At 68.5% G+C, this 19549-nt stretch carries 18 protein-coding genes; 3 read left to right on the forward strand and 15 right to left on the reverse strand.

Going from position 1 to position 19549, the window contains the following annotated elements; translation table 11 throughout:
- Positions 1 to 237 precede the first annotated feature (237 nt).
- The 9 genes from LCM15_RS20295 to LCM15_RS20335 all read right to left on the reverse strand — a co-directional run bounded on the left by LCM15_RS20295 (position 238) and on the right by LCM15_RS20335 (position 9893).
- A complete protein-coding gene (locus tag LCM15_RS20295; RefSeq protein ID WP_224859651.1) occupies positions 238 to 1458 on the reverse strand; it encodes a phenylacetate--CoA ligase family protein in 1221 nt (406 codons plus the stop codon).
- Positions 1459 to 1471: 13 nt separating this feature from the next.
- Positions 1472 to 2032: an RNA 2',3'-cyclic phosphodiesterase gene (thpR, locus tag LCM15_RS20300; protein WP_224859652.1), complete on the reverse strand. Its 561-nt coding sequence runs from the start codon at positions 2030 to 2032 to the stop codon at positions 1472 to 1474.
- A gap of 41 nt (positions 2033 to 2073) precedes the next feature.
- Positions 2074 to 2898, reverse strand: coding sequence for an ABC transporter ATP-binding protein (locus LCM15_RS20305; RefSeq protein ID WP_224859653.1), 825 nt, complete (start codon positions 2896 to 2898; stop codon positions 2074 to 2076).
- 108 nt (positions 2899 to 3006) lie between these two features.
- On the reverse strand, positions 3007 to 4299 hold the full coding sequence (locus tag LCM15_RS20310) for an ABC transporter substrate-binding protein (RefSeq protein ID WP_224859654.1): 1293 nt from the start codon (positions 4297 to 4299) through the stop codon (positions 3007 to 3009).
- Positions 4300 to 4349: 50 nt separating this feature from the next.
- Positions 4350 to 5426 (reverse strand): branched-chain amino acid ABC transporter permease, encoded by a 1077-nt coding sequence (locus tag LCM15_RS20315; RefSeq protein WP_224859655.1) that lies wholly within the window; start codon positions 5424 to 5426, stop codon positions 4350 to 4352.
- A 95-nt stretch (positions 5427 to 5521) separates the two neighbouring features.
- Positions 5522 to 5776, reverse strand: coding sequence for a hypothetical protein (locus LCM15_RS20320; protein ID WP_224859656.1), 255 nt, complete (start codon positions 5774 to 5776; stop codon positions 5522 to 5524).
- A gap of 233 nt (positions 5777 to 6009) precedes the next feature.
- Entirely contained in the window at positions 6010 to 6963 is a 954-nt protein-coding gene (locus LCM15_RS20325; RefSeq protein WP_224859657.1) for a branched-chain amino acid ABC transporter permease, read from the reverse strand.
- Between the two features lie 13 nt (positions 6964 to 6976).
- Complete coding sequence (locus LCM15_RS20330; RefSeq protein ID WP_224859715.1) at positions 6977 to 7840, reverse strand: ABC transporter ATP-binding protein; 864 nt, start codon at positions 7838 to 7840, stop codon at positions 6977 to 6979.
- Positions 7841 to 7928: 88 nt separating this feature from the next.
- Positions 7929 to 9893, reverse strand: a complete 1965-nt coding sequence (locus tag LCM15_RS20335) for an AMP-binding protein (RefSeq protein WP_224859716.1) — start codon at positions 9891 to 9893, stop codon at positions 7929 to 7931.
- A 391-nt stretch (positions 9894 to 10284) separates the two neighbouring features.
- On the opposite strand from LCM15_RS20335, the gene LCM15_RS20340 reads away from it, so the two are divergent.
- On the forward strand, positions 10285 to 12165 hold the full coding sequence (locus LCM15_RS20340; RefSeq protein WP_224859658.1) for a PAS-domain containing protein: 1881 nt from the start codon (positions 10285 to 10287) through the stop codon (positions 12163 to 12165).
- A complete protein-coding gene (locus tag LCM15_RS20345) occupies positions 12162 to 12863 on the forward strand; it encodes a response regulator transcription factor (protein ID WP_224859659.1) in 702 nt (233 codons plus the stop codon). The genes LCM15_RS20340 and LCM15_RS20345 overlap by 4 nt, the downstream gene beginning before the upstream one ends.
- 369 nt (positions 12864 to 13232) lie before the next feature.
- Here the strand turns inward: LCM15_RS20345 and LCM15_RS20350 are convergent, their stop codons facing one another.
- The 6 genes from LCM15_RS20350 to LCM15_RS20375 all read right to left on the reverse strand — a co-directional run bounded on the left by LCM15_RS20350 (position 13233) and on the right by LCM15_RS20375 (position 18019).
- Entirely contained in the window at positions 13233 to 13679 is a 447-nt protein-coding gene (locus LCM15_RS20350; protein WP_224859660.1) for a DUF2383 domain-containing protein, read from the reverse strand.
- Positions 13680 to 13738: 59 nt separating this feature from the next.
- Positions 13739 to 14938: a hydantoinase/carbamoylase family amidase gene (locus LCM15_RS20355; protein ID WP_224859661.1), complete on the reverse strand. Its 1200-nt coding sequence runs from the start codon at positions 14936 to 14938 to the stop codon at positions 13739 to 13741.
- 75 nt (positions 14939 to 15013) lie between these two features.
- Positions 15014 to 15445, reverse strand: coding sequence for an acyl-CoA thioesterase (locus LCM15_RS20360; protein ID WP_224859662.1), 432 nt, complete (start codon positions 15443 to 15445; stop codon positions 15014 to 15016).
- On the reverse strand, positions 15442 to 16203 hold the full coding sequence (locus LCM15_RS20365) for a TIGR02186 family protein (RefSeq protein WP_224859663.1): 762 nt from the start codon (positions 16201 to 16203) through the stop codon (positions 15442 to 15444). The genes LCM15_RS20360 and LCM15_RS20365 overlap by 4 nt, the downstream gene beginning before the upstream one ends.
- The gene (locus LCM15_RS20370) at positions 16200 to 17105 is read right to left on the reverse strand and encodes a sulfite exporter TauE/SafE family protein (protein ID WP_224859664.1); all 906 of its coding nucleotides are present in this window, start codon (positions 17103 to 17105) and stop codon (positions 16200 to 16202) included. Before LCM15_RS20370 ends, LCM15_RS20365 begins: the two co-directional genes overlap by 4 nt.
- A 236-nt stretch (positions 17106 to 17341) precedes the next feature.
- The gene (locus LCM15_RS20375) at positions 17342 to 18019 is read right to left on the reverse strand and encodes a TetR/AcrR family transcriptional regulator (RefSeq protein ID WP_224859665.1); all 678 of its coding nucleotides are present in this window, start codon (positions 18017 to 18019) and stop codon (positions 17342 to 17344) included.
- Between the two features lie 140 nt (positions 18020 to 18159).
- Between LCM15_RS20375 and LCM15_RS20380 the strand changes: the two genes are divergently transcribed.
- On the forward strand, positions 18160 to 19530 hold the full coding sequence (locus tag LCM15_RS20380; RefSeq protein WP_224859666.1) for an efflux RND transporter periplasmic adaptor subunit: 1371 nt from the start codon (positions 18160 to 18162) through the stop codon (positions 19528 to 19530).
- Positions 19531 to 19549: the final 19 nt, after the last annotated feature.

The following is a 19549-nucleotide window of genomic DNA, read 5'->3' on the forward strand; positions in this document are numbered from 1 at the left end:
CCCCCCCCCCCCCCCCCCCCCCCCCCCCCCCCCCCCCCCCCCCCCCCCCCCCCCCCCCCCCCCCCCCCCCCCCCCCCCCCCCCCCCCCCCCCCCCCCCCCCCCCCCCCCCCCCCCCTTTTTCTCGATTGCGCGCCTGCGGCGCGACAGGGGGCAGCGCCCCCTCCCCCCTCCCCCCTGCCTCCCAGGCGCCCCGCCGGGACAGCAGCACACGGCTCACGTCACTCGCCCGGCAAGGCTCAGTCGTAGACCCGCGCGTCCTCGATCACCACGCCGTCGCGCGGCAGCCCGCCCGGGGGCACCAGCTCCACCGTGCCCCTGAGCTTGAGCACCTCGGCCACCGTGCCGGCATAGGCCGCGGGGTCGCTGGCGGTGGTCTCGATGCGCACCGTCAGCACGTCCATCTCGCCCTCGCGGCTCGCGACCACGCGCGCGCGGTCGATCTCGGCGTGGCGCGCCACCAGCGCCGCCACCTGCTCGGGGCGCACGAACATGCCCTTGATCTTGGTGGTCTGGTCGGCCCGGCCCATCCAGCCCTTGATGCGCAGGTTGCTGCGCCCGCAGGGGCTCTCGCCCTCGAGCACCGCCGACAGGTCGCCAGTGGCGAAGCGGATCAGCGGGTAATCGGGGTTGAGCGTGGTCACCACCACCTCGCCGACCTCGCCCGGCGCCACCGGATCGCCGGTGCCCGGCGTAACGATCTCGACGACCACCCGCTCGTCGCAGATCATCCCCTCCATCGCCTCGCTCTCGTAGGCCACCATGCCGAGATCGGCGGTGGCATAGCATTGCCGGCAGGCGATGCCGCGCTCGGCGTACCAGGCGCGCAGCGACGGGAACAGCGCCCCGCCCGAGACCGCCGCCCGGGTGATGCCCAGCTCCAGCCCCATCGTGTCGGCCTTCTCGATGATCAGCTTGAGGTAATCCGGCGTGCCGGCATAGGCGGTGACGCCCAGATCATGCGCGGCGCGCACCTGCAGCTCGGTCTGGCCGGTGCCGGCGGGCAGCACCGCCGCCCCCACCGCCCGGGCGCCGTTCTCGAAAATCATGCCGGCGGGCGTCAGGTGATAGCCGAAGCAATTCTGCACGATGTCGCCCGGCCCGATGCCGCAGGCATGTAGAAAGCGCCCCAGACGCCACCAGTCATGCGCATTGCCGCCCGGCTCGTAGATCGGCCCCGGCGACTGGAAGACATGGGCAAAGCCGTGCACCGGCCTCGCGGCATAGCCGCCCAGAGGCGCCCCCGGCCCCTGCGCCGACACCAGGTCCGACTTGCGCAGCACCGGCAGGCGCGCCAGCGCCGCGCGGTCGGTCACCATCGCGGGGTCGACCCCGGCCAGCGCCTCGGCATAGCCCGGCAGGCCCTTGGCACGGGCGATCTGCTCCGGCAGCGTCTCGGCCAGCGCCGCGGCGCGCGCCTCGGCGCTGCGCGTTTCGAGTTCGTCGTAGTAGCTGCTCATCCGAGCCTCCCTCTCATCCCGTCCCGGATTCCGCCTCGAGCGGATACTCCGCCAAGGTGTCGTAAACCGCCCCCTCGGGGGTCAGTGTCGAGCCCACCAGCCGCATCTCCGCGACCGGCGCAGCCGCCGTGCTCAGCCCGGCCAGCGGCGCCAGTGCCGCATCGAGCCGCAGCCGGTCCGCCTCGCGCAACCCGGTGCCGAAGCGCAGCAGCGTCACGTGCGGGCGAAACCGCTCCCGCGGAAGCGCCATCCCCGCCGCCGTCACCGCCCGCAGCCCCTCGCGCTGCAACGCGGCGAGCGCGGGCGTCTTTGTCACCTCGGCGGCCAGCAGCTTGATCCGCCGCCCGCCGAATGTCGCCAGCCCCGAGAGCGCCAGCGTCACCGCCGGCAGCGCCCGCTGGCCGAGCGCCAGATGCAGCTCGCGCAGCTCTGCCTCGGGCCGGTCGCCGAGGAAGGCCAGCGTCAGGTGCAGGTTGTCCTCCGGCACCGCGCGGCCGACCGGCACCGCCTCCTGTACCGCGAGCAGCGGCGGCAGGAGCGGCTCCGGGATCGGCAGGGCAAGAAAGCACCGCATCTCCCTCCCTCTTGAAGTATCTCAGCCGCGCCGGGCGCGGATCACGCCAGCCACCGCTTGCGGCGGCGATAGGAGCGCACGTCGCGGAACGACTTGCGGCCCTCGTCCGAGACGCCGAGATAGAATTCCTTCACGTCCGGGTTCTCGCGCAGGTCGGCGGCGGGGCCGTCCATCACCACGCGCCCGTTCTCGAGAATGTAGCCGTAATGGGCGAAGCGCAGCGCCACGTTGGTGTTCTGCTCGGCCAGCAAGAACGACACGCCCTCGCCCTCGTTGACCGCCTTCACGATGCCGAAGATCTGTTCCACCAGCTGCGGCGCGAGGCCCATCGAGGGCTCGTCGAGCAGGATGGTCTCGGGGCGCGACATCAGAGCCCGCCCGATGGCGCACATCTGCTGCTCGCCGCCCGAGGTGTAGCCTGCCTGCGACTTGCGCCGCTCCTTGAGGCGCGGGAAGTAGTCGTAGACCATCTCGAGATCGGCCTCGACCGCGCCCTTGCCATCCTTGCGGGTGAAGGCGCCGGTCATCAGGTTTTCCTCGACGGTGAGGTGCTCGAAGCAGTGCCGGCCCTCCATCACTTGGATCACGCCCTTCTTCACCAGCGCCGCCGGATCGAGATCCTGCACCCGCTCGCCGCGATAGCTGATCGTGCCCTTGGTGACCTCACCGCGCTCGGAATGCAGCAGGTTCGAGATCGCCTTGAGCGTCGTGGTCTTGCCCGCCCCGTTGCCGCCGAGCAGCGCCGTGATGCCGCCCTTGGGCACCGAAAGCGACACCCCCTTCAGCACGAGGATCACGTGGTTGTAGATCACCTCGATGTTGTTGACCTCGAGCAGGGTCTCGCGCGTCTGAGCGGCGTCCAGCATGTCATGTCTCTCCAGTGTCGGTGTGTCGGGCGGCGAGCGGGCCGCCGCCTGACGGGCCCATGTCGGGGCGTCCGGCGGCGAACGAGGCCGCCGCCGGACGGGTGCGGATCACATCTCGCAGTCTTCGTTGACCGGCCAGGGCGCGTTGGCGTCGGCATATTCCTGCGCCGAGGCCGTCTCGAGCTCCGAGATCACCTCGCTGTCGGGCATGATGAGGTCGGACGCCTTGACGAATTTCGACCCGTCCCACTCGAGGATCCAGCCGCCGGAGTGGCCGGTGTGGTTCGAGCACGAGGTCGAGAACGGCGGCACCATGCCGGTCATCCCGAGCTCTTCGAGGCGCTCTTCGGTGAAGTTGAGGTTCTCGAGACCCCAGCGCAGGTCGGCGGGCGAGATCTCGGCCTTGCCGGCATGTTCCTGCGCCACCGCGATGCCCTCGGCGAGGATCGCCGAGATCACCAGCCCGCGCGAGTAGAAGACGCCCTGCATCTCTTCCTCGTTGGTCTGGCTTTTGCCGGCATCGATGACGTGCTGCTTCACGTCCGCCATGACCGGGGCGTCGGGGTTCGGGAACGACCAGCTGACCGACTTGTAGCCCTTGCCGTCCTCGCCGACGATCTTGAGGTCGGCGTCATGACCGGCCCACCAGACGCCAAGCATGTTCTCCATCGGGAACTTGGTCTTCACGGCCTCGGTGATGGCGCCGGCGTTCATCGCGCCCCAGCCCCACATGATGACGTAGTCGGGACGCTCGCGGCGGATCTGCAGCCACTGAGCCGACTGGTTCTGCATCTCCTTCAGACCGACCGGGATCGGCACCAGTTCGAAGCCCTGCGCCTCGGCCTTCTTCTCGAGATAGGGCAGCGGCTCCTTGCCGAACGGGTGGTCGAGATGCAGGAAGGCGATCTTCTTGCCGCTCAGGTCTCCCTGCTCCTCCAGGTACTTGAGGATGATCGAGGCGCCGTCCCAGTAGCTCAGCGGCGTGTTGAACGCCCACTGGAACACCTTGCCGTCGGCCATCGGCGAAAAGCCGTAGCCCGGGGCGAGGATCGGGATCTCGTCGACGTTGGACTTGGGCAGCACCTGCAGGGTGATGCCGGTGGACCAGGGCTGCGTCACGATGGCCTTGCCCTTGGTCTTCTCGTAGCACTCCACGCCCTTCTCGGTGGAATAGCCGGTCTCGCATTCGTCGAAGTCGATCATCACGCCGCCGATGCCGCCGTCACGGGCGTTCAGCATGCTCATGTAATCGGCCTGGCCGTTCATCAGCGGGATGCCGGTGGCCGCGAACGGGCCGGTCCGGTAGGCGAGGTTCGGGGTGTAGAGCCCCTCGGCCATGGCGGTGGTGCCCATGACAGCGCCGAGCGTCGCGGCAACGGCGATCCTTGTGAAAGTCTTCATCGTCAAAGTCTCCTCCCTTTTATTCGATGATCTTGCGCCGGCCCGGCCCGTCAGTGCGGGAAGGGCCAGATGATGAGCTTCTCCCGGATCAGCGCCCAGAGCCGGGCAAGCCCGTGCGGTTCGATGATCAGGAAGAAGATGATGAGCGAGCCCACGATCATGATGTTGAGGTGCTCGACGGTGGCCGAGCTGATCGGGATGCCAAGCGCCTCGGGCAGCGTGTTGAGCACCACCGGCAGGCCGACGATCAGGATCGCACCAAGGTAGTTGCCGAGGATCGACCCCAGCCCGCCGATGATGGCGATGAACAGGATGCGGAAGCTGAGCGGGATGTCGAACAGGTTGGGCTCTGCCGCGCCGCGCCACATGAAGACGAACAGCGCCCCCGCCACCCCCACCACGTAGGACGAGACGGCAAAGGCGGTGAGCTTGGAGCGCATCAGGTTGATGCCGATGAGCTCGGCGGCGATGTCCATGTCGCGGGTCGCCTTCCAGGTCCGGCCGAGGTTGCCGCGGGTGAGGTTGATGCACAGCAGCGTGAGCAGCGTCACGATGACCAGCACCACGTAGTACTGCACCGTCGAGGACGCCTGCGGGCCGGCGACGTAGACGCCGAACATCTCGAGGTTCGGCACCTGGATCGCGCCCGAAGCGTTGTAGTTGTAAAGCCAGCCCCATTTCTCGAACAGCCAGACCAGGAAGAACTGCGCCGCCAGCGTCGCGATGGCGAGGTAGAAGCCCTTGATGCGCAGGCTGGGGATGCCGAAGGCCACGCCCACCCCGGCGCTGAACACGCCCGAGAACAGGATCGCCACCACCGGGTTCAGCCACGGCATCAGCGTGACCATCTTGTAGCAGGCATAGGCGCCCACCCCCATGAAGGCCGCGGTGCCGAGCGAGAGCTGGCCGGCGTAGCCCGTCAGGATGTTCAGCCCGAGGGCGGCGAGGGCGTAGATCAGGATCGGGATCAGCAGGGTCTGGAAGGCGAACTCGCTCGCCATCAGCGGGAAGATCACCCAGGCGAAGGCGAGGATGACGGCCAGCAGGAACGCGTCCTGCCGCACCGGAAACAGCGCCTGATCGGCCTTGTAGCTGGTCTTGAATTGTCCGGCCGTGCGATAGAGCATCCCGGGTCCTCTCCCTTGTTGTCAGGCCGCAATGGCCCGGTGCGGTCGGAAGATCCGCCGCGAAATCGTCGTTTCCAGAGCCGCGTGTCGCGGTGTCAGAGACTGCCTTCGTGCAGCCGCAGATCCTCGTCCGGGTAGGCCCGCTTCGGTGCCGGGGCATAGCCCGTCGCCTCGCTGTGCCGCACCAGCCAGAGCCACGCCCAGAGCCCGAGCCCGCCGCCGAGGGCGGCAAGGATCAGCGCTGTGACCGTCTGCCCGCCGGCACCGCTGTCGGCGGTCAGGGCCAGGTAGCCGAAGGCCCAGAAGCCGGCCCATGCGGTGACGTTGAGGATCGCGATCAGCTTCGCCATCTCTTTCTTCTCCCTTGCAGCGGCGCCGCCTGTTCTCCTCCGGGCGGCACCCACCAGTCTCCTCGAAGCCTTGAAGGGGGCTCCACCCTCTCCGGTGATCGGGCGCGGTTTGCGCCGCTCTCACCTCGTCCGTTGCCCGAAGGCCGGCCGGGTCCCGGCTTGCCGGGGCTCCGCCCTTTCGCGCCTCAGCCCCTCCCCCGGAGGGTCTGCCGCGCGAGAGGCGCGGACCGGCGCTAAACCCTTTCGATGATGCGTTCCCCGAACAGCCCCTGCGGGCGGAACAGCAGCACGATCAGCGCGAGCACGAAGGCGAACCAGGTCTCGGTATTGCCCCCGAGCAGCGGCTGGCCCCAGTAGATCTCGAACAGCTTCTCGAGCATCCCGATCATCAGGCCACCCACGATGGCCCCGGTGATCGATTCGAGTCCACCCAGCATCAGCACCGGCAGCGCCTTGTAGGCGATCACCTCGAGGGCAAAGCTGACCCCGGCCCGCGCCCCCCATGCGATGCCCGTGACCAGCGCGATGATGCCGGCGATGAACCACACCAAAACCCAGATCTGCTGCAGCGAGATGCCCACCGACAGCGCCGCCTGGTGGTCGTCGCCCAGCGCCCGGATCGCCCGGCCCATGCGGGTCTTGTTGAGGAAGGCCAGCAGCGCCACCACCAGAAGGGCCGCCACGACCACCGCGGTGATGTCCTTCTGCTCGAGGATCAGCAGACCGCCCCACGGCTCGAACACGACGCTGTCGGTCGGGATGCCCAGCTCCTCGGTGATCATCACCTTGTTCTCGCCGCCGAAGATGATCTCGCCGAGGCCGATCAGGAACAGCGTGATGCCGATCGTTGCCATGAACAGGATGATGTCGGGCTGGCCCACCAGCGGGCGCAGCACCACGCGCTCGATCGTCACCGCAAGGCCGAACATCACCGCCAGCGTCAGCAAAACGCAGATCCACGCCGGTACGCCCATGGCGTGCAGCCCGACGAGGGTCAGCGCCGCGAACACCACCATGATGCCCTGTGCGAAGTTGAAGATCCGGCTCGAGCGGAAGATCAGCACGAAGCCCAGCGCGATCAGCGCGTAGAGGATGCCCGAGACCAGCCCCTCCCACAGCACCTGCAGCAGGAAGTCGGGCGCGGAGAACATGTCCACGAAAGGCTTGATGAAGATGTCGTTCAGCATGTCTTTCCGTCCCTCAATGCGCCACGCCGAGATAGGCGTCGATCACGTCCTGGTTCGCGCGCACCTCGTCGGGCGGGCCGTCGCCGATCTTCTTGCCGTAATCCATCACCACCACCCGGTCGCTCAGGTCCATGACCACGCCCATGTCGTGCTCGATCAGGCAGATCGTGGTGCCGAACTCGTCGTTCACGTCGAGGATGAAGCGCGACATGTCTTCCTTCTCCTCGACATTCATCCCCGCCATCGGCTCGTCGAGCAGCAGGATGCTGGGCTCGGCGGCCAGCGCGCGGGCCAGCTCGACCCGCTTCTTCAGGCCGTAGGGCAGCCGCCCCACCGGCGTCTTGCGGATCGACTGGATCTCGAGGAAGTCGATGACCTTCTCGACCACCTCGCGGTTGGCGATCTCCTCGTCGCGGGCCTTGCCCCACCACAGCGCCTGCGCGGCGAGGCCCGCCTTCATGTGGGTGAGCCGCCCGGTCATCACGTTGTCGAGCACCGACATGCCCTCGAACAGCGCGATGTTCTGGAAGGTGCGGGCCACGCCCATGCGCGCCACCTCGTAGGGCTTCATCGGAGGCCGCTTGGACCCCTTGTACCAGAGCTCGCCCTCGGAGGGCGTGTAGAAGCCCGAGATGATGTTGAGCATCGACGACTTGCCGGCGCCGTTGGGGCCGATGATGGCCCGGATCTCGCCCTCGCGGATGTCGAAGGAGATGTCCTTGATCGCCACCACGCCGCCGAAGCGCAGGGTGATGTTGCGAAGCTCCATCAGCACCCCGCCGATCTGCCGCCCGTCCGCGGTCACGTAGCCTTCGCTGTCCTTCACGGCCGCCTGCCTTTCGTCCTTCGTCCAGTGTGTCTGTTCGGTCCCGTCCATCATGCCCGGCCCTCCCCCGGCGCGCGGCGCCCCGTGGGATGGCGGGCGGGGCGATTTGCGCAGCAAGAGCGTCGTCTGCTCATCCCCGTCACTCCGCCGCCATCGCGGGCGGTGCCGCCGGCACCGTCTTCGCGTCCATGATGGCGAGCGTGGCGCGGATCTTGCCCTTACGCCCGTCCTCGTAGGTCACTTCCGTCTCGGTGTAGATGCTGTCCGAGCCGTCATAGAGCGCCGTCACCAGGTCGTTGAACTTCTCGGCAATGATCTTGCGCCGCACCTTGCGGGTGCGGGTCAGCTCGCCATCGTCGGCGTCGAGCTCCTTGTGCAGCACGAGGAAGCGGTGGATCTGGCAGCCCGAGAGCATCTCGTCCTCGGCGACGCTGGCATTGACCTCCTCCACGTGGCCCCGGATCGTCTCGAGCACCTTCGGATGCCCGGCCAGCTCCTGGTAGGAGGCATAGGCGATGTTGTTGCGCTCGGCCCAGTTGCCCACCGCCGTCAGGTCGATGTTGATGAACGCGGTACACCGGTCGCGGTCGGCCCCGAAGACCACCGCCTCGAGGATGTTGGGGAAGAACTTGAGCTTGTTTTCGACATACTTGGGCGCGAACAGCGCGCCGTCGGCCATCTTGCCCACGTCCTTGGCGCGGTCGATGATGCGCAGGTGGCCGGTGTCCTCCTCGAAGAAGCCCGCGTCGCCGGTCGCGACCCAGCCCTCGGGATCCTTGGTGTCGGCGGTGCTGTCGGCGTTCTTGTAGTACTCCACGAACACGCCCGGCGAGCGGTAGAACACCTCGCCGTTCTCGGCGATGCGGATCTCGACCCCCGGCGAGGGCACGCCCACCGTGTCGGGCCGGACCTCGTTGTCGGGCTGCTGGGTGATGAAGACCGAGGCCTCGGTCTGGCCGTAGAGCTGCTTGAGGTTGATGCCGAGCGCCCGGTAGAAATCGAAGATCTCCGGCCCGATCGCCTCGCCCGCGGTATAGCCCACGCGGACATTGGAAAAGCCCAGCGTGTTCTTCAGCGGCCCGTAGACCAGCCCCGAGCCCAGCGCGTATTTCAGCCGGTCCATCAGGCCCACCGGCTTGCCGTCGAGGATCTTCGGCCCGACCTCGCGGGCATGGGCCATGAAATGGTGGAACATCCTGCGCTTCAGCGCGCCCGCGTCCTCCATGCGGATCATGATCTGGGTGAGCTGGGTTTCGAACACCCGGGGCGGCGCGAAATAGTAGGACGGTGCGATCTCGCGCAGGTCCGTCATCATGGTCTCGGCGCTCTCGGGGCAGTTGACGCAGAAGCCGGTCCAGTAGGCCTGCCCGATCGAGAAAATGAAATCGCCGACCCAGGCCATCGGCAGGTAGGCGAGCACTTCCTCGCCCGGCCCCAGCTTGTCGAACGCCGCCGAGTTCTTCGCGGTCTCGATGATGTTGCGGTTGGACAGCACCACGCCCTTGGGCTTGCCGGTGGTGCCCGAGGTGTAGAGCATCACGCAGGTGTCGTCGTAGCCCAAGGACTCGCGGCGCGCGGTCAGCTCACCGATGAACTCGTCATAGGCCGCGCGGCCCTGATCCTGAATGTGCGAATACTCGTGCAGCCGGCGGTGGTCGTATTTCCGCATCCCGCGCGGATCGACATAGATCATGTGTTCGAACTGGTGCAGCGCGTCTTGGATATCGATCACCTTGTCGACCTGCTCCTGGTCGGCGGCGATGACGAAGCGGGCGCCGCAATGCTGCAGCGCGTATTCCATCTCTTCCGCCGCCGCGTCCTGGTAGAGCGGCACCGGCACCGCGCCGCACATCTGCGCCGCCACCATCGACCAGTAGAGCGTCGGCCGGTTGCGGCCGATCACCGCGACGTAGTCGCCCCGCTCGACGCCGAGGTTCAGCAGACCCAGCGCGAAGGCCTCGATCTCGGCCTCGGCCTCGGCCCAGCTCCAGCTTTGCCAGATGCCGAATTCCTTTTCGCGATAGGCCGGACGGGTGCCGAACCGGGTGGCGTTGCGCTGCAACAGAGCCGGAATCGAGCGCAGACCTTCCGCGCCCTCGGACATGTAAGCCAAGTTGTCTCCTCCCACTGCGCCCGGCTCCTCTTCCGGGCGGCGACCCCGTCTTGCCGAGGTCCGACGCGTCTCCCGCGCGTCTGATCTCATTAAGGGTCAGGCCGAGGCTGATGGTCAATCTTTTCGTGATGATTTCCGGATTCTTACGAATTGTAACAGGCGAGGACGGGGGCGAGACATCGGCGCGGCGCGACCTGCGCGGCGAGGCACCTGGGGATACGGGCGGGAGGGGGCTCTGCCCCCTCTTGGCCTGCGGCCAATTCACCCCCGAGGTATTTTTGAACCAAAGAAGATATGGGGGGCGTGGCGGAGGTGGCGTTGGTTCGGCTTCCGCGCGCCGGTGGGGAGTGCTAGCCATGTCGGCGGGGAGGCTGGAGGCGCCATGAGCAAGGATGCACTGACACAGGCCGGGCTGAACCTGATCCAGCAGGCCCTGTCGATCTATGACAGCGATCTGCGGCTGGCGGTGAGCAACCGGCGGTTCGCCGAGATGTTCGATCTGCCGCGGCGTCTTACCGACGAGGGCGCGCGGTTCGAGGACACCATCCGGCATCTGGTGGAGCGGGGCGAGTACGGCCATGTCGACGATCCCGAGAGCTTCATCGCGGTCCGGGTGCAGCAGGCCCGGGCCTTCGAGCCGCATTACATGGAGCGCACCCGCGCCAACGGGCGCACCATCAGCGTGGAAGGCTCGCCGCTGCCGCAGGGCGGCTGGGTCACGGTCTATACCGACATCACCGGCATGAAGCGGCAGGAGCAACTGCTGCGCACCCGCTCGGAACTGCTCTCGGAGGAGGTGCTGCGGCGCTCGGAGGACGTTGCGGCCAGCAACCGCGAGCTCGAGGCCACCAATGCCGCCCTGCAGGAGGCGCGGCGCGAGCTGACCGAGATCGAGGCGCGCACCCGCCTGACCACCGAGATGATGCCGGCGCACCTTGCGCGGGTCGATGCGTCCGGGCGCTACACCTTCTCCAACCGGCGGCTGTCCTCGGTGATGCCGGGGCGGCCCTCGGAGATCCTCGGGCTGCATGTCTCGGAGGCGCTCGGCCCGGCCTACGAGAAGGTGCGGCCGCATCTCGAGCGCGCGCTCGGCGGGGCGCAGAGCATCTTCGAGTTCAGCGACGAGGCCTCGTCGCGGCGCATCCGGGCGGTGTTCACCCCAGACCCGGCCGAGGCCGGGGTCTACATCCTGAGCCACGACGTCACCGAGGAGACGCAGGCGCGGGCGGCGCTGCAGCAGACCAAGCGGCGGGAGCTGGCGGCGCAGCTGACCTCGGGGCTGGCGCATGACTTCTCGAACCTGCTGACGATCATCCTCGGGATGCAGGCGAAGCTCGCGCGCATGGTCGAGGGCGACGAGGCCGAGGCGCTGATCACCGCCACGCTGCAGGCGGCGCGGCGCGGCGGCGACCTGCTCAACCGCATCGCAGACATCACCAGCCACCGCGCGTGGCGGCCCGAGCCGGTGGCGCTGGCGCGCTTCCTGCGCGATCTCGAAACGCTGGCGCGGCCCTCGCTGCCCGAGGCGCTGACGCTGCGCGTGGTGCAGGAGGCCGAGGGCGCCGTTCTGATCGATCCGGGCATGTTGCAGGACGCGGCGCTGAACCTCGTCCTGAACGCCGCCGATGCCTGCGGCGAAGCGGGCCGGATCACCGTCACGGCGCGCACGGTGCAGGACACCTGGCTCGAGCTTGCGGTGGCCGACGACGGGCCGGGCTTCAGCGCCGAGGCGCTGGCGCACGGGCTCGACCCGTTCTTCACCACCAAGGGCGGCGAAGGCTCGGGGCTGGGGCTGGCCATGGTCTATGACATGGTCAAGCTGGCGGGCGGCGAGGTGAAGCTGGGCAACGGCGCGCCCGGCGCCTGTGTCACCCTGCGCCTGCCGCTGCGTCGGCCCGAGACCCAGCCCGGCGGCGGGCTGGCACTGCTCGTCGAGGACAACCCCGAGCTGCGCACGCAGGTGCGCGAGATGCTCACCGGGATCGGCCACAGCGTGGTCGAGGCCAGCTCGGTCGAGGAGGCCTGCGCGCTGGCCGAGGGGCTGGAGATCGATCTGGTGCTGTCGGACATCTCGCTCGAGGGCGCGCTGCCGGGCAGCGCCCTGCCCGGGTTGCTGCCGGATCTGCCAGTGCGGCTGATGACCTCGCTGCCGCCCGATCACCCGTGGCATGTGGCGGCGCGGCAGGCGGCGCCGGTGCTGGCCAAGCCGTTCACCGCGGACGAGCTGCGGGCCTTTCTCGGCCATGGGAGGGATGCGGCATGAGCGCGCCTCTGGTCTTCATCCTCGACGACGAGCCGGCGATCCGCACCATCCTGTCCGAGGCGCTGACCGAGGCCGGCTTCCGCACCCTGAGCTTTGCGCGCGCCACCGAATTCGAGGCGGCGCTGAAGCGCGCGACCCCGGATGTCTGCCTCGTCGATCTCGGCCTGCCGGACCGCGACGGACTGACACTCGTGCACCGGCTGGCGCTGGAACAGGGGGCGAGCGTGATCATCATCTCGGGCCGCGCGCAGGTGCAGGACCGGGTGACCGGGCTCGAGCTCGGGGCCGACGACTACATCATCAAACCCTTCGATCCGGCCGAGGTGGTCGCCCGCATCCGCGCCCGCCTGCGCGGGCCGCGCGCGGCGCCCCGGCAGAGCGACAGCGCCCGGTTCAACGGCTGGACCGCGCATTTCGACCGCTACACGCTGGAAGATGCCGGCGGGGCGGAGACGCCGTTCTCCCACGCCGAGGGCGAGGTGCTGCGGCTGTTTCTCGACAGCCCCAAGCGGCTGATCACCCGGATGCAGATGCAGGAGAGCCTCGGCGGCGCGGCGGGCGAGAGCTTTGATCGGGCGATGGACGTGCGGATCTCGCGGCTGCGCACCAAGCTGCGGGAGGATCCGAAGAACCCGCGGCTGATCAAGACGATCTACGGCGCGGGCTATATCTTCCTGGGGGATGTGGAGTGGCTGTGAGGCGGGGCTAGCCTGCCGCTCGGCGTTTGGGCCTGTGCCGTTGACTCCGGTCGAAAGACGCTGACGCCGATCGCCTCCGTTGCGGAGAGGGCGCGGTCTGCCGCGCCGGAACCGGTCGTTGCCTCGCGGGAGACGTACCCAGCCACGAGATGCACCCTCGGGACATTCACCCGCCTGGCATCTCCTTCCGCTCCGGCAAAACGCCCGCCGCAGGCACGCCGACGATCATCCCTGCGATCCCCTCGGCACCGGGCCGACCGGCCCGGCACAGCCCCACACGGCTAAGCGCGTCACAGGCGAAACGCACCGGCGCCACGCGACCCCGCCGATGACGCGTAGGGTCGCGCGGTTTCAGCACCCGTGAGGGGATCAGGCGTCGCCCGGCTCCTCCGAGAGCAGCGTCACCAGCTCCCCCTTCATCTGCTCCAGCTCGTCGCGGTAGCGCGAGGGGGACAGGCTGCTGAGGGCGGCGTCGAAATCCGCCAGGAGCTGCGCCTCGGCGTCCTCGACGGCGCTCATCATGTCGCCGTCAATCTCCTCGAAGAGCGCGCGCAGCGAGACTGAGGTGCGATTGACCGCCGCGCGCACCCCGCCCGAGCGGTCTGGCGTGCCGCCGAGCGCCGTCATGATCGCGGTAATGCGATCGCATTGCTCCACGTGAAGGCCGCGGAACTTCAGCGCCACATGCCGGAACTCCGGCTCGGCCTTGTCGGCCATCTCCTCGAACCAGGCGTGGTTTTCGGCGCTGCGCGACAGCAGGTCCTGCAAGGTGGAAAGCTGGTCATCGGTTGCGCTGACGGGCTGGGGATCGGTCATAACGGTTTCTCCGGGAACAGTTTTCTTGAAACGCCCTTCATGGCGGGAGGTTCCGCGCCCTAGCCGAGCGCCGCCACCGCGCGGGCCAGCGTGTTGAGGCCGCTCACCAGATCGGCCTCGCTGGTGTCCTCGGCGAAATCGTGGCTGATGCCGCCGATCGAGGGCACGAACAGCATCGAGACCGGCATCAGCCTGGCCACGTTGGTGGCGTCGTGCAGCGCGCCCGAGGGCATCACCCGCCAGTTGCCCGGCGCCTCGGCCTCGGCTGCTGCCTCGAGCGCTGCGCGCAGGCCGCCGTCCATCTCCACCGGGTCGAGCCCCAGCATCGGGCCGAACTCGAGCGCCATGCCGTGAGCCTCGGCGATCTCGGCGGCGGTGTCGCGGATGATCGTCTCCATCCGCGCCAGCCGGTCGGCATCGCCGTCGCGCCACTGCATCGAAAAACGCACCCGGCCGGGCACGATGGAAGCGGCGTTGGGATGCAGGGCGACATGGCCGATGGTCCAGACGGTCTGCGGCGTCACCACGTTGGCAAAGCGCGCGTTGAGTGCGGCGTTGAAGCTTGCCAGCGCCTGAAAGGCATCGCGGCGCAGGTGCATCGGCGTGGTGCCGGCGTGGTTCTGCTGTCCGGTGAAGCTCACGTGCATGTCGCGGATGCCGACGATGGAATCGACCACGCCAAGCGTCTCGCCGCTGGTGTCGAGCACCGGCCCCTGCTCGATATGCATCTCGATATAGCCCGAGAACCGCGCCGGATCGACGAACCCGCTACGCCGGTCGCCGAAGCGGGCGCGCGCCTCGGCAAAGCTCACGCCTTTCGCGTCGCGCAGGGCATCGGCGCCCTCGAGCGTCTGGTTGCCGCCCCAGACCGAGCTGCCCGTGGTGACGCCGAAGCGGCCCTCCTCGTCGGAGAACGACACCACCGAAACCGGCGGACCGCCAGCCTCCTGCGCGGCGCGGGCCACCTCGAGCGCCGCGACCACGCCCAGCGCGCCGTCGAGCCAGCCGCCCTCGGGCTGGCTGTCGGAATGCGACCCCAGCAGCAGCGAGCGCCCTTCGGCGAGACCGAAGAGCGAGCCGGTGGGGTCGAACTGCGGGGTGAGGCCCGCCTCGGACATGCGGCCCGCGAGCCAGTCGCGCGCGGCGATGTCCTCGTCCGAAAAGCCGGGGCGCGCGACCCCCTTGCCGACGCCGGAGGCACCAAAGCGGCGCAGGGCGTGCAGGTCCTCGAGGAAACGCTTGGGGTCGACGGGCAGCATGGCGGCACTCCTTTCGAGGCGGACCCTGCGGACGGCGTCACCGGTTGTCAAACGCCCTCGCGGGTTTGCCGCCCCTCAAGCGAGGATCGTCTCGAGCGCCGCGCGCAGACCGGCGGGAACCGGCACGGGGCGGGTGTTGCGATCCACGGCAACCTGAATGAAGAAGCCTTCGACGCAGGCGATCTCGTCATCCTCACGGAAGATGCCGACCTCGTAGCGCACCGAGCTGCTGCCCAGCCGCCCGACGCGCAGCCCGGCGTGCAAGGTCTCGGGGAAGCGCGCCTCGGAACGGTAGGTCGCGCCGCTCTCGACCACGAGGTAGCGCACATCCGCCGCCGACCCGAGATCGACCCCCTGCCCGCCCTGCCAGCGCGCCACGATGGTGTCGATGTACTTGAGGTAGGTGACGTTGTTGATGTGGCCGTAAAGGTCGTTGTCGTCCCAGCGGGTCTGCACCGGGAACAGGATACGATAGGCGGAGCGGGGCTGCGGTGGTTGGCGGGTCATCCGGATCTCAGGGCTCTGAAGGCCGCCGAGGCGCCCCAGCCGGCGGCGATGGCGATCACCAGCGAGAGCAGGCCGTAAAGCGGCGGCTGGTTGCGCGAGAGGTTGTAGAGCCAGCGCTCGAGCCCGACCTTGCCGACCTCGAGCTCGGAGCTGTACTGCGAGACCACCTGGCCGCCGCGGGTCAGCAGGACGCGCACGGTGTAGGTGCCCTCGACGATGTTGGCGGGCATCGAGATGCGGGTATCGAACAGGGTGGATTCGTTGAACGTCACGGTAACGGGGCGCTGCTGGTAGAGGCTGCGGGTCTCACGCAGGCGGATCAGCGCCTCGGTGAAACTGGGCGAGTCGACGATGTTCATCGGCGCGCCGACCGAGCGGATCGCGCGGTTGACCGACACCTTGTGGCGCAGGTCCTCGACCTCGGTGATCACATCAGGCCACGGCGCCGAGGTGGCCACCGCGTAGAACGACGGCGCCGCGTCGATCTCGACCGCATCAGTGTTGACCCAGATCCCGAAGCGCCGCGCCTTGCGCCAGACCGTGACCGGCGACACCGGCCCCGAAACGGTGACGATGACTTCAAGCGGCGGATCGGTGCGGATCTCGGCCTCGCGCTTCACCGCGCCGAAGATCAGGATCTCGGAGCCGTCGAAATCGGCGGTGATCGACACGCGGTCCTTGCTGAGGCCCATCACGACCTCCTCGGCCCGGGCCGGAAGGGCGAAGACCGCCAGAAGCAGAAGCAGCAGCCGCATCATTGCCCCCCCAGCTCGTAGAGGTCGGACGGCGTGAGGAACAGGTCGAGCGCCAGCTTGCCGCAGACCAGCAGCACCAGCGAGGCCAGTAGGATCCGCAGCTGCTCGGCCTTGAGCCGGGTGCCGAAGGCGGTCCCGAACTGCGCCCCGATCACCCCGCCGATCAGCAGCACCAGCGCCAGCAGGATGTCGACGGTGTAGTTGGTCACCGCGTGCAGCATGGTGGTGAAGGCGGTGACGAAGATGATCTGGAACAGCGAGGTCCCGACCACCACCTTGGTGGGCATTCCCAGCAGGTAGATCATCGCAGGCACCATGATGAAACCGCCGCCCACGCCCATGATCGCCGACAGCACGCCGACCGATAGCCCGACCAGCAGCGGCGGGATCGCCGAGATGTAGAGCCCCGAGGTCCGGAACCGCATCTTGAACGGCAGACCGTGCACCCAGCCGTGGTGGCGCCGCTTGGGCGGGCCGCCCTTCTTGGACCGGCTGAGCGCGCGCAGGCTCTCGACGAACATCAGCGAGCCGATGATGCCAAGAAAGACCACGTAGCAGACCCGCACCAGCAGATCGACCTGACCGACCTGCTTGAGCAGGTTGAAGACGTAGACGCCGAGCGCCGCCCCGACGAGGCCGCCGCACAGAAGGACCGTGCCCATGCGCAGATCGACGGTCCTGCGCTTGAGATGCGCCAGCACCGCCGAGACCGAGCTCGCAACGATCTGGTTGGCGCCGGTGGCCACCGCCACGGCGGGCGGAATGCCCATGAAGAACAGCAGCGGCGTGATCAGAAAGCCCCCTCCGACGCCGAACATGCCCGAAAGCACCCCGACCAGCCCGCCAAGGCCGAAGAGCAGGAAGACGTTGACCGAAACCTCGGCGATGGGGAGGTAGATCTGCATGATCCATCTTTGAAACCGGCGTTTCGATTTGGCAAGCGCCCGCGCGGCGCCGCGCGTGGATCGGGGCGCGTCTGTGATGGTGCTGCCGATATTGCCGAAGGCGCGCCGGTGTTATTGTACGAGTGTCATCCCCCTACTGTCTTCAAAAGGCAGCGCGGCCACGAGCGGCCCGGCTCAGGGCGTCTCCCGGCGCAGCGTCCTATCGCCGCCGTACCCACGCGCTATCGGCGCAAGTCTCAGCGCACGCGAATGCCTTCAAGAAACACCCGGATCGCGCGCTGGCGCCTCAGCTGCTTTTCCTCGCGCGCGTCGCATCCCGCGCGGCGCGCCTCGCCCGGCGTCAGAAGCTCGTGCAGGGTCTCTCCCATCACCATGTCGACCAGAAACTCGGCGGCCTCGGTCGCGGTCAGGTCGTGCAGCGTTACCTCGCCGTTCCCCGTCGCAGCGGCCAGCTCGGCGGAAATATAGCTGATCAGGGCGCCGCGCCCCTCGGCATCCCACTGGCGCGCGATGCCCGGATGGATCGGCGCCTCGGCGATCACCGCGCGCAAAACCTCGACCGCACCCTGCTCGAACTGCGGAATCTCGTTCAGGGTCATCAGCTTGTTGAGCCGCTCAACAAGCGGAAGGTCACGTTCGTGCGCCGCGAGCGGGCGAAAGATCCGCTGTCCGATTCGGGCGAAGGTCGCCCCGAGAAGCTCTTCGCGGCTGGCGAAGATGGTGTAGAGTGTGCGCTTGGACATCCCCGCCTTGCGGGCGATGCCGGACATGCTGATGTCCTCGAGCCGGCAGTGCAGCAACAGCTCTCCCACCGCGTCGAGCACCATCGCCTCGCGGGTCTCTTGATCGATCTGTACCGGGCGCCCCCGGCGTCGCGGCGGGACCGTCGCGGACTGCGATGAATGATCTGGCACTGCACATCTCCTGTGCCGCAACGCAGAGGAAAAAGCTCTGTTCCCAACGCGGCGCGCTTTACAAAACTACACAGTTTCCTTATCGGCATTCAAGACCGTTCCGCTTTTCAGCGGCCTTTTGCCTGCTTTGGAGTGCCCCCATGCTCAGAGGACTTACCCGCAACCTGCGCCTTGCCACCGTCGCGCTGGTCACGGCCGCTGCCACCCTGCCCGCCCACGCGCAGGAGCAGGGCGGCGAACGCCCGCCACAGCCGGTCACGGTGGTGACGCTCGAGGCGTCCGACGTGACGCTCACCTCCACCCTGCCGGGGCGCGTCGCCGCGTCCGGGGTTGCCGAGGTGCGTCCGCAGGTCAACGGCATCATCACCGAACGCCTGTTCAAGGAAGGCGCCGAAGTCGAGCAGGGCGAGCCGCTCTATCGCATCGACCCGGCGGTCTACGAGGCCACGAAGGCCGCCGCCGAGGCGTCGCTGGCGCAGGCCCAGGCCACTCTCAGCTCGGCCCAGCGCGATGCCGACCGTCAGGAAGAGCTTCGCCAGCGCAACGTCGCCAGCCAGCAGAACCTCGACGACGCGCTGGCCGCCCGCGACGTGGCCGAGGCCGCGGTGAAGGTGGCGCAGGCCAACCTGCTCTCCGCCGAGATCGATCTCGAGCGCACCACCATCCGCGCGCCGCTCAGCGGCTCCGCGGGCCTCAGCGAGGTGACGCGTGGCGCGCTGGTGACCTCGGGCCAGTCGACCGCATTGACCACGATCCGCCAGCTCGACCCGATCTATGTCGACGTGACCCAATCCGCCGCCGAGATGCTGCGCTGGCGCCGGTCGGGGCAGGCTGTCGAGGACGAAGGCAACGGCCTCGTGTCCCTGACCCTTGCCGATGGGGAGACCTATGAACACACCGGCCGCCTGGCCGCGGCGGAACCCTACGTGAACGAGCAGACCGGCGTCATCGTCATGCGGCTCGAGTTCCCCAACCCCGACCAGTTCCTGCTGCCGGGCATGTATGTGCAGGTCGAGATGCCACAGGGCACCATCGAGAACGCCATCCTCGCGCCGCAAGAAGGCGTCACCCGCGACCGCCGCGGTCGTCCGATGGCGATGGTGGTGAACGCCGAGAACGCCGTCGAGAGCCGGCAGCTCACCGTGCAGCGCGATCAGGGCAACGCCTGGGTCGTCACCGACGGGCTTGCCGCCGGGGACCGCGTCATCGTGGCCGGGCTGCAGAAGGTTTCGGAAGGCATGACCGTGTCGCCGCAGGAACGCAGCGACGCCGAGGCCGGAGAGGCTGCCGCAGAAGCGCCTGCCGCGGAAGGAGCCGCCGATGCGCCCGCTGCCGATGCGCCTGCTGCGGAAGGGACTGCTAAGGCACCCGCCGCGGAGGGGGCCTCCGACGCGCCCGCCGCTGAAGGCGCCGCCGACGCGCCCGCTGCGGAAGGCTCCGCCGAAGAGGCGCCCGCGCAAGGTGCCGCCGAAGCGGCGCCCGCAGACACCGCCGAGACCGCCAACGAATAAGCCGCGCCGCAAGCGCCAG

Source organism: Salipiger bermudensis, assembly GCF_020171625.1.
Classification (GTDB): Bacteria; Pseudomonadota; Alphaproteobacteria; order Rhodobacterales; family Rhodobacteraceae; genus Salipiger; species Salipiger bermudensis_B.

What these genes read in the sequence shown, in the direction of transcription:
- LCM15_RS20295 (WP_224859651.1), bottom strand. Translation starts at nt 1,458, where the DNA reads ATGAGCAGCTACTACGACGAACTCGAAACGCGCAGCGCCGAGGCGCGC.
- thpR (WP_224859652.1), bottom strand. Translation starts at nt 2,032, where the DNA reads ATGCGGTGCTTTCTTGCCCTGCCGATCCCGGAGCCGCTCCTGCCGCCG.
- LCM15_RS20305 (WP_224859653.1), bottom strand. Translation starts at nt 2,898, where the DNA reads ATGCTGGACGCCGCTCAGACGCGCGAGACCCTGCTCGAGGTCAACAAC.
- LCM15_RS20310 (WP_224859654.1), bottom strand. Translation starts at nt 4,299, where the DNA reads ATGAAGACTTTCACAAGGATCGCCGTTGCCGCGACGCTCGGCGCTGTC.
- LCM15_RS20315 (WP_224859655.1), bottom strand. Translation starts at nt 5,426, where the DNA reads ATGCTCTATCGCACGGCCGGACAATTCAAGACCAGCTACAAGGCCGAT.
- LCM15_RS20320 (WP_224859656.1), bottom strand. Translation starts at nt 5,776, where the DNA reads ATGGCGAAGCTGATCGCGATCCTCAACGTCACCGCATGGGCCGGCTTC.
- LCM15_RS20325 (WP_224859657.1), bottom strand. Translation starts at nt 6,963, where the DNA reads ATGCTGAACGACATCTTCATCAAGCCTTTCGTGGACATGTTCTCCGCG.
- LCM15_RS20330 (WP_224859715.1), bottom strand. Translation starts at nt 7,840, where the DNA reads ATGGACGGGACCGAACAGACACACTGGACGAAGGACGAAAGGCAGGCG.
- LCM15_RS20335 (WP_224859716.1), bottom strand. Translation starts at nt 9,893, where the DNA reads ATGTCCGAGGGCGCGGAAGGTCTGCGCTCGATTCCGGCTCTGTTGCAG.
- LCM15_RS20340 (WP_224859658.1), top strand. Translation starts at nt 10,285, where the DNA reads ATGAGCAAGGATGCACTGACACAGGCCGGGCTGAACCTGATCCAGCAG.
- LCM15_RS20345 (WP_224859659.1), top strand. Translation starts at nt 12,162, where the DNA reads ATGAGCGCGCCTCTGGTCTTCATCCTCGACGACGAGCCGGCGATCCGC.
- LCM15_RS20350 (WP_224859660.1), bottom strand. Translation starts at nt 13,679, where the DNA reads ATGACCGATCCCCAGCCCGTCAGCGCAACCGATGACCAGCTTTCCACC.
- LCM15_RS20355 (WP_224859661.1), bottom strand. Translation starts at nt 14,938, where the DNA reads ATGCTGCCCGTCGACCCCAAGCGTTTCCTCGAGGACCTGCACGCCCTG.
- LCM15_RS20360 (WP_224859662.1), bottom strand. Translation starts at nt 15,445, where the DNA reads ATGACCCGCCAACCACCGCAGCCCCGCTCCGCCTATCGTATCCTGTTC.
- LCM15_RS20365 (WP_224859663.1), bottom strand. Translation starts at nt 16,203, where the DNA reads ATGATGCGGCTGCTGCTTCTGCTTCTGGCGGTCTTCGCCCTTCCGGCC.
- LCM15_RS20370 (WP_224859664.1), bottom strand. Translation starts at nt 17,105, where the DNA reads ATGCAGATCTACCTCCCCATCGCCGAGGTTTCGGTCAACGTCTTCCTG.
- LCM15_RS20380 (WP_224859666.1), top strand. Translation starts at nt 18,160, where the DNA reads ATGCTCAGAGGACTTACCCGCAACCTGCGCCTTGCCACCGTCGCGCTG.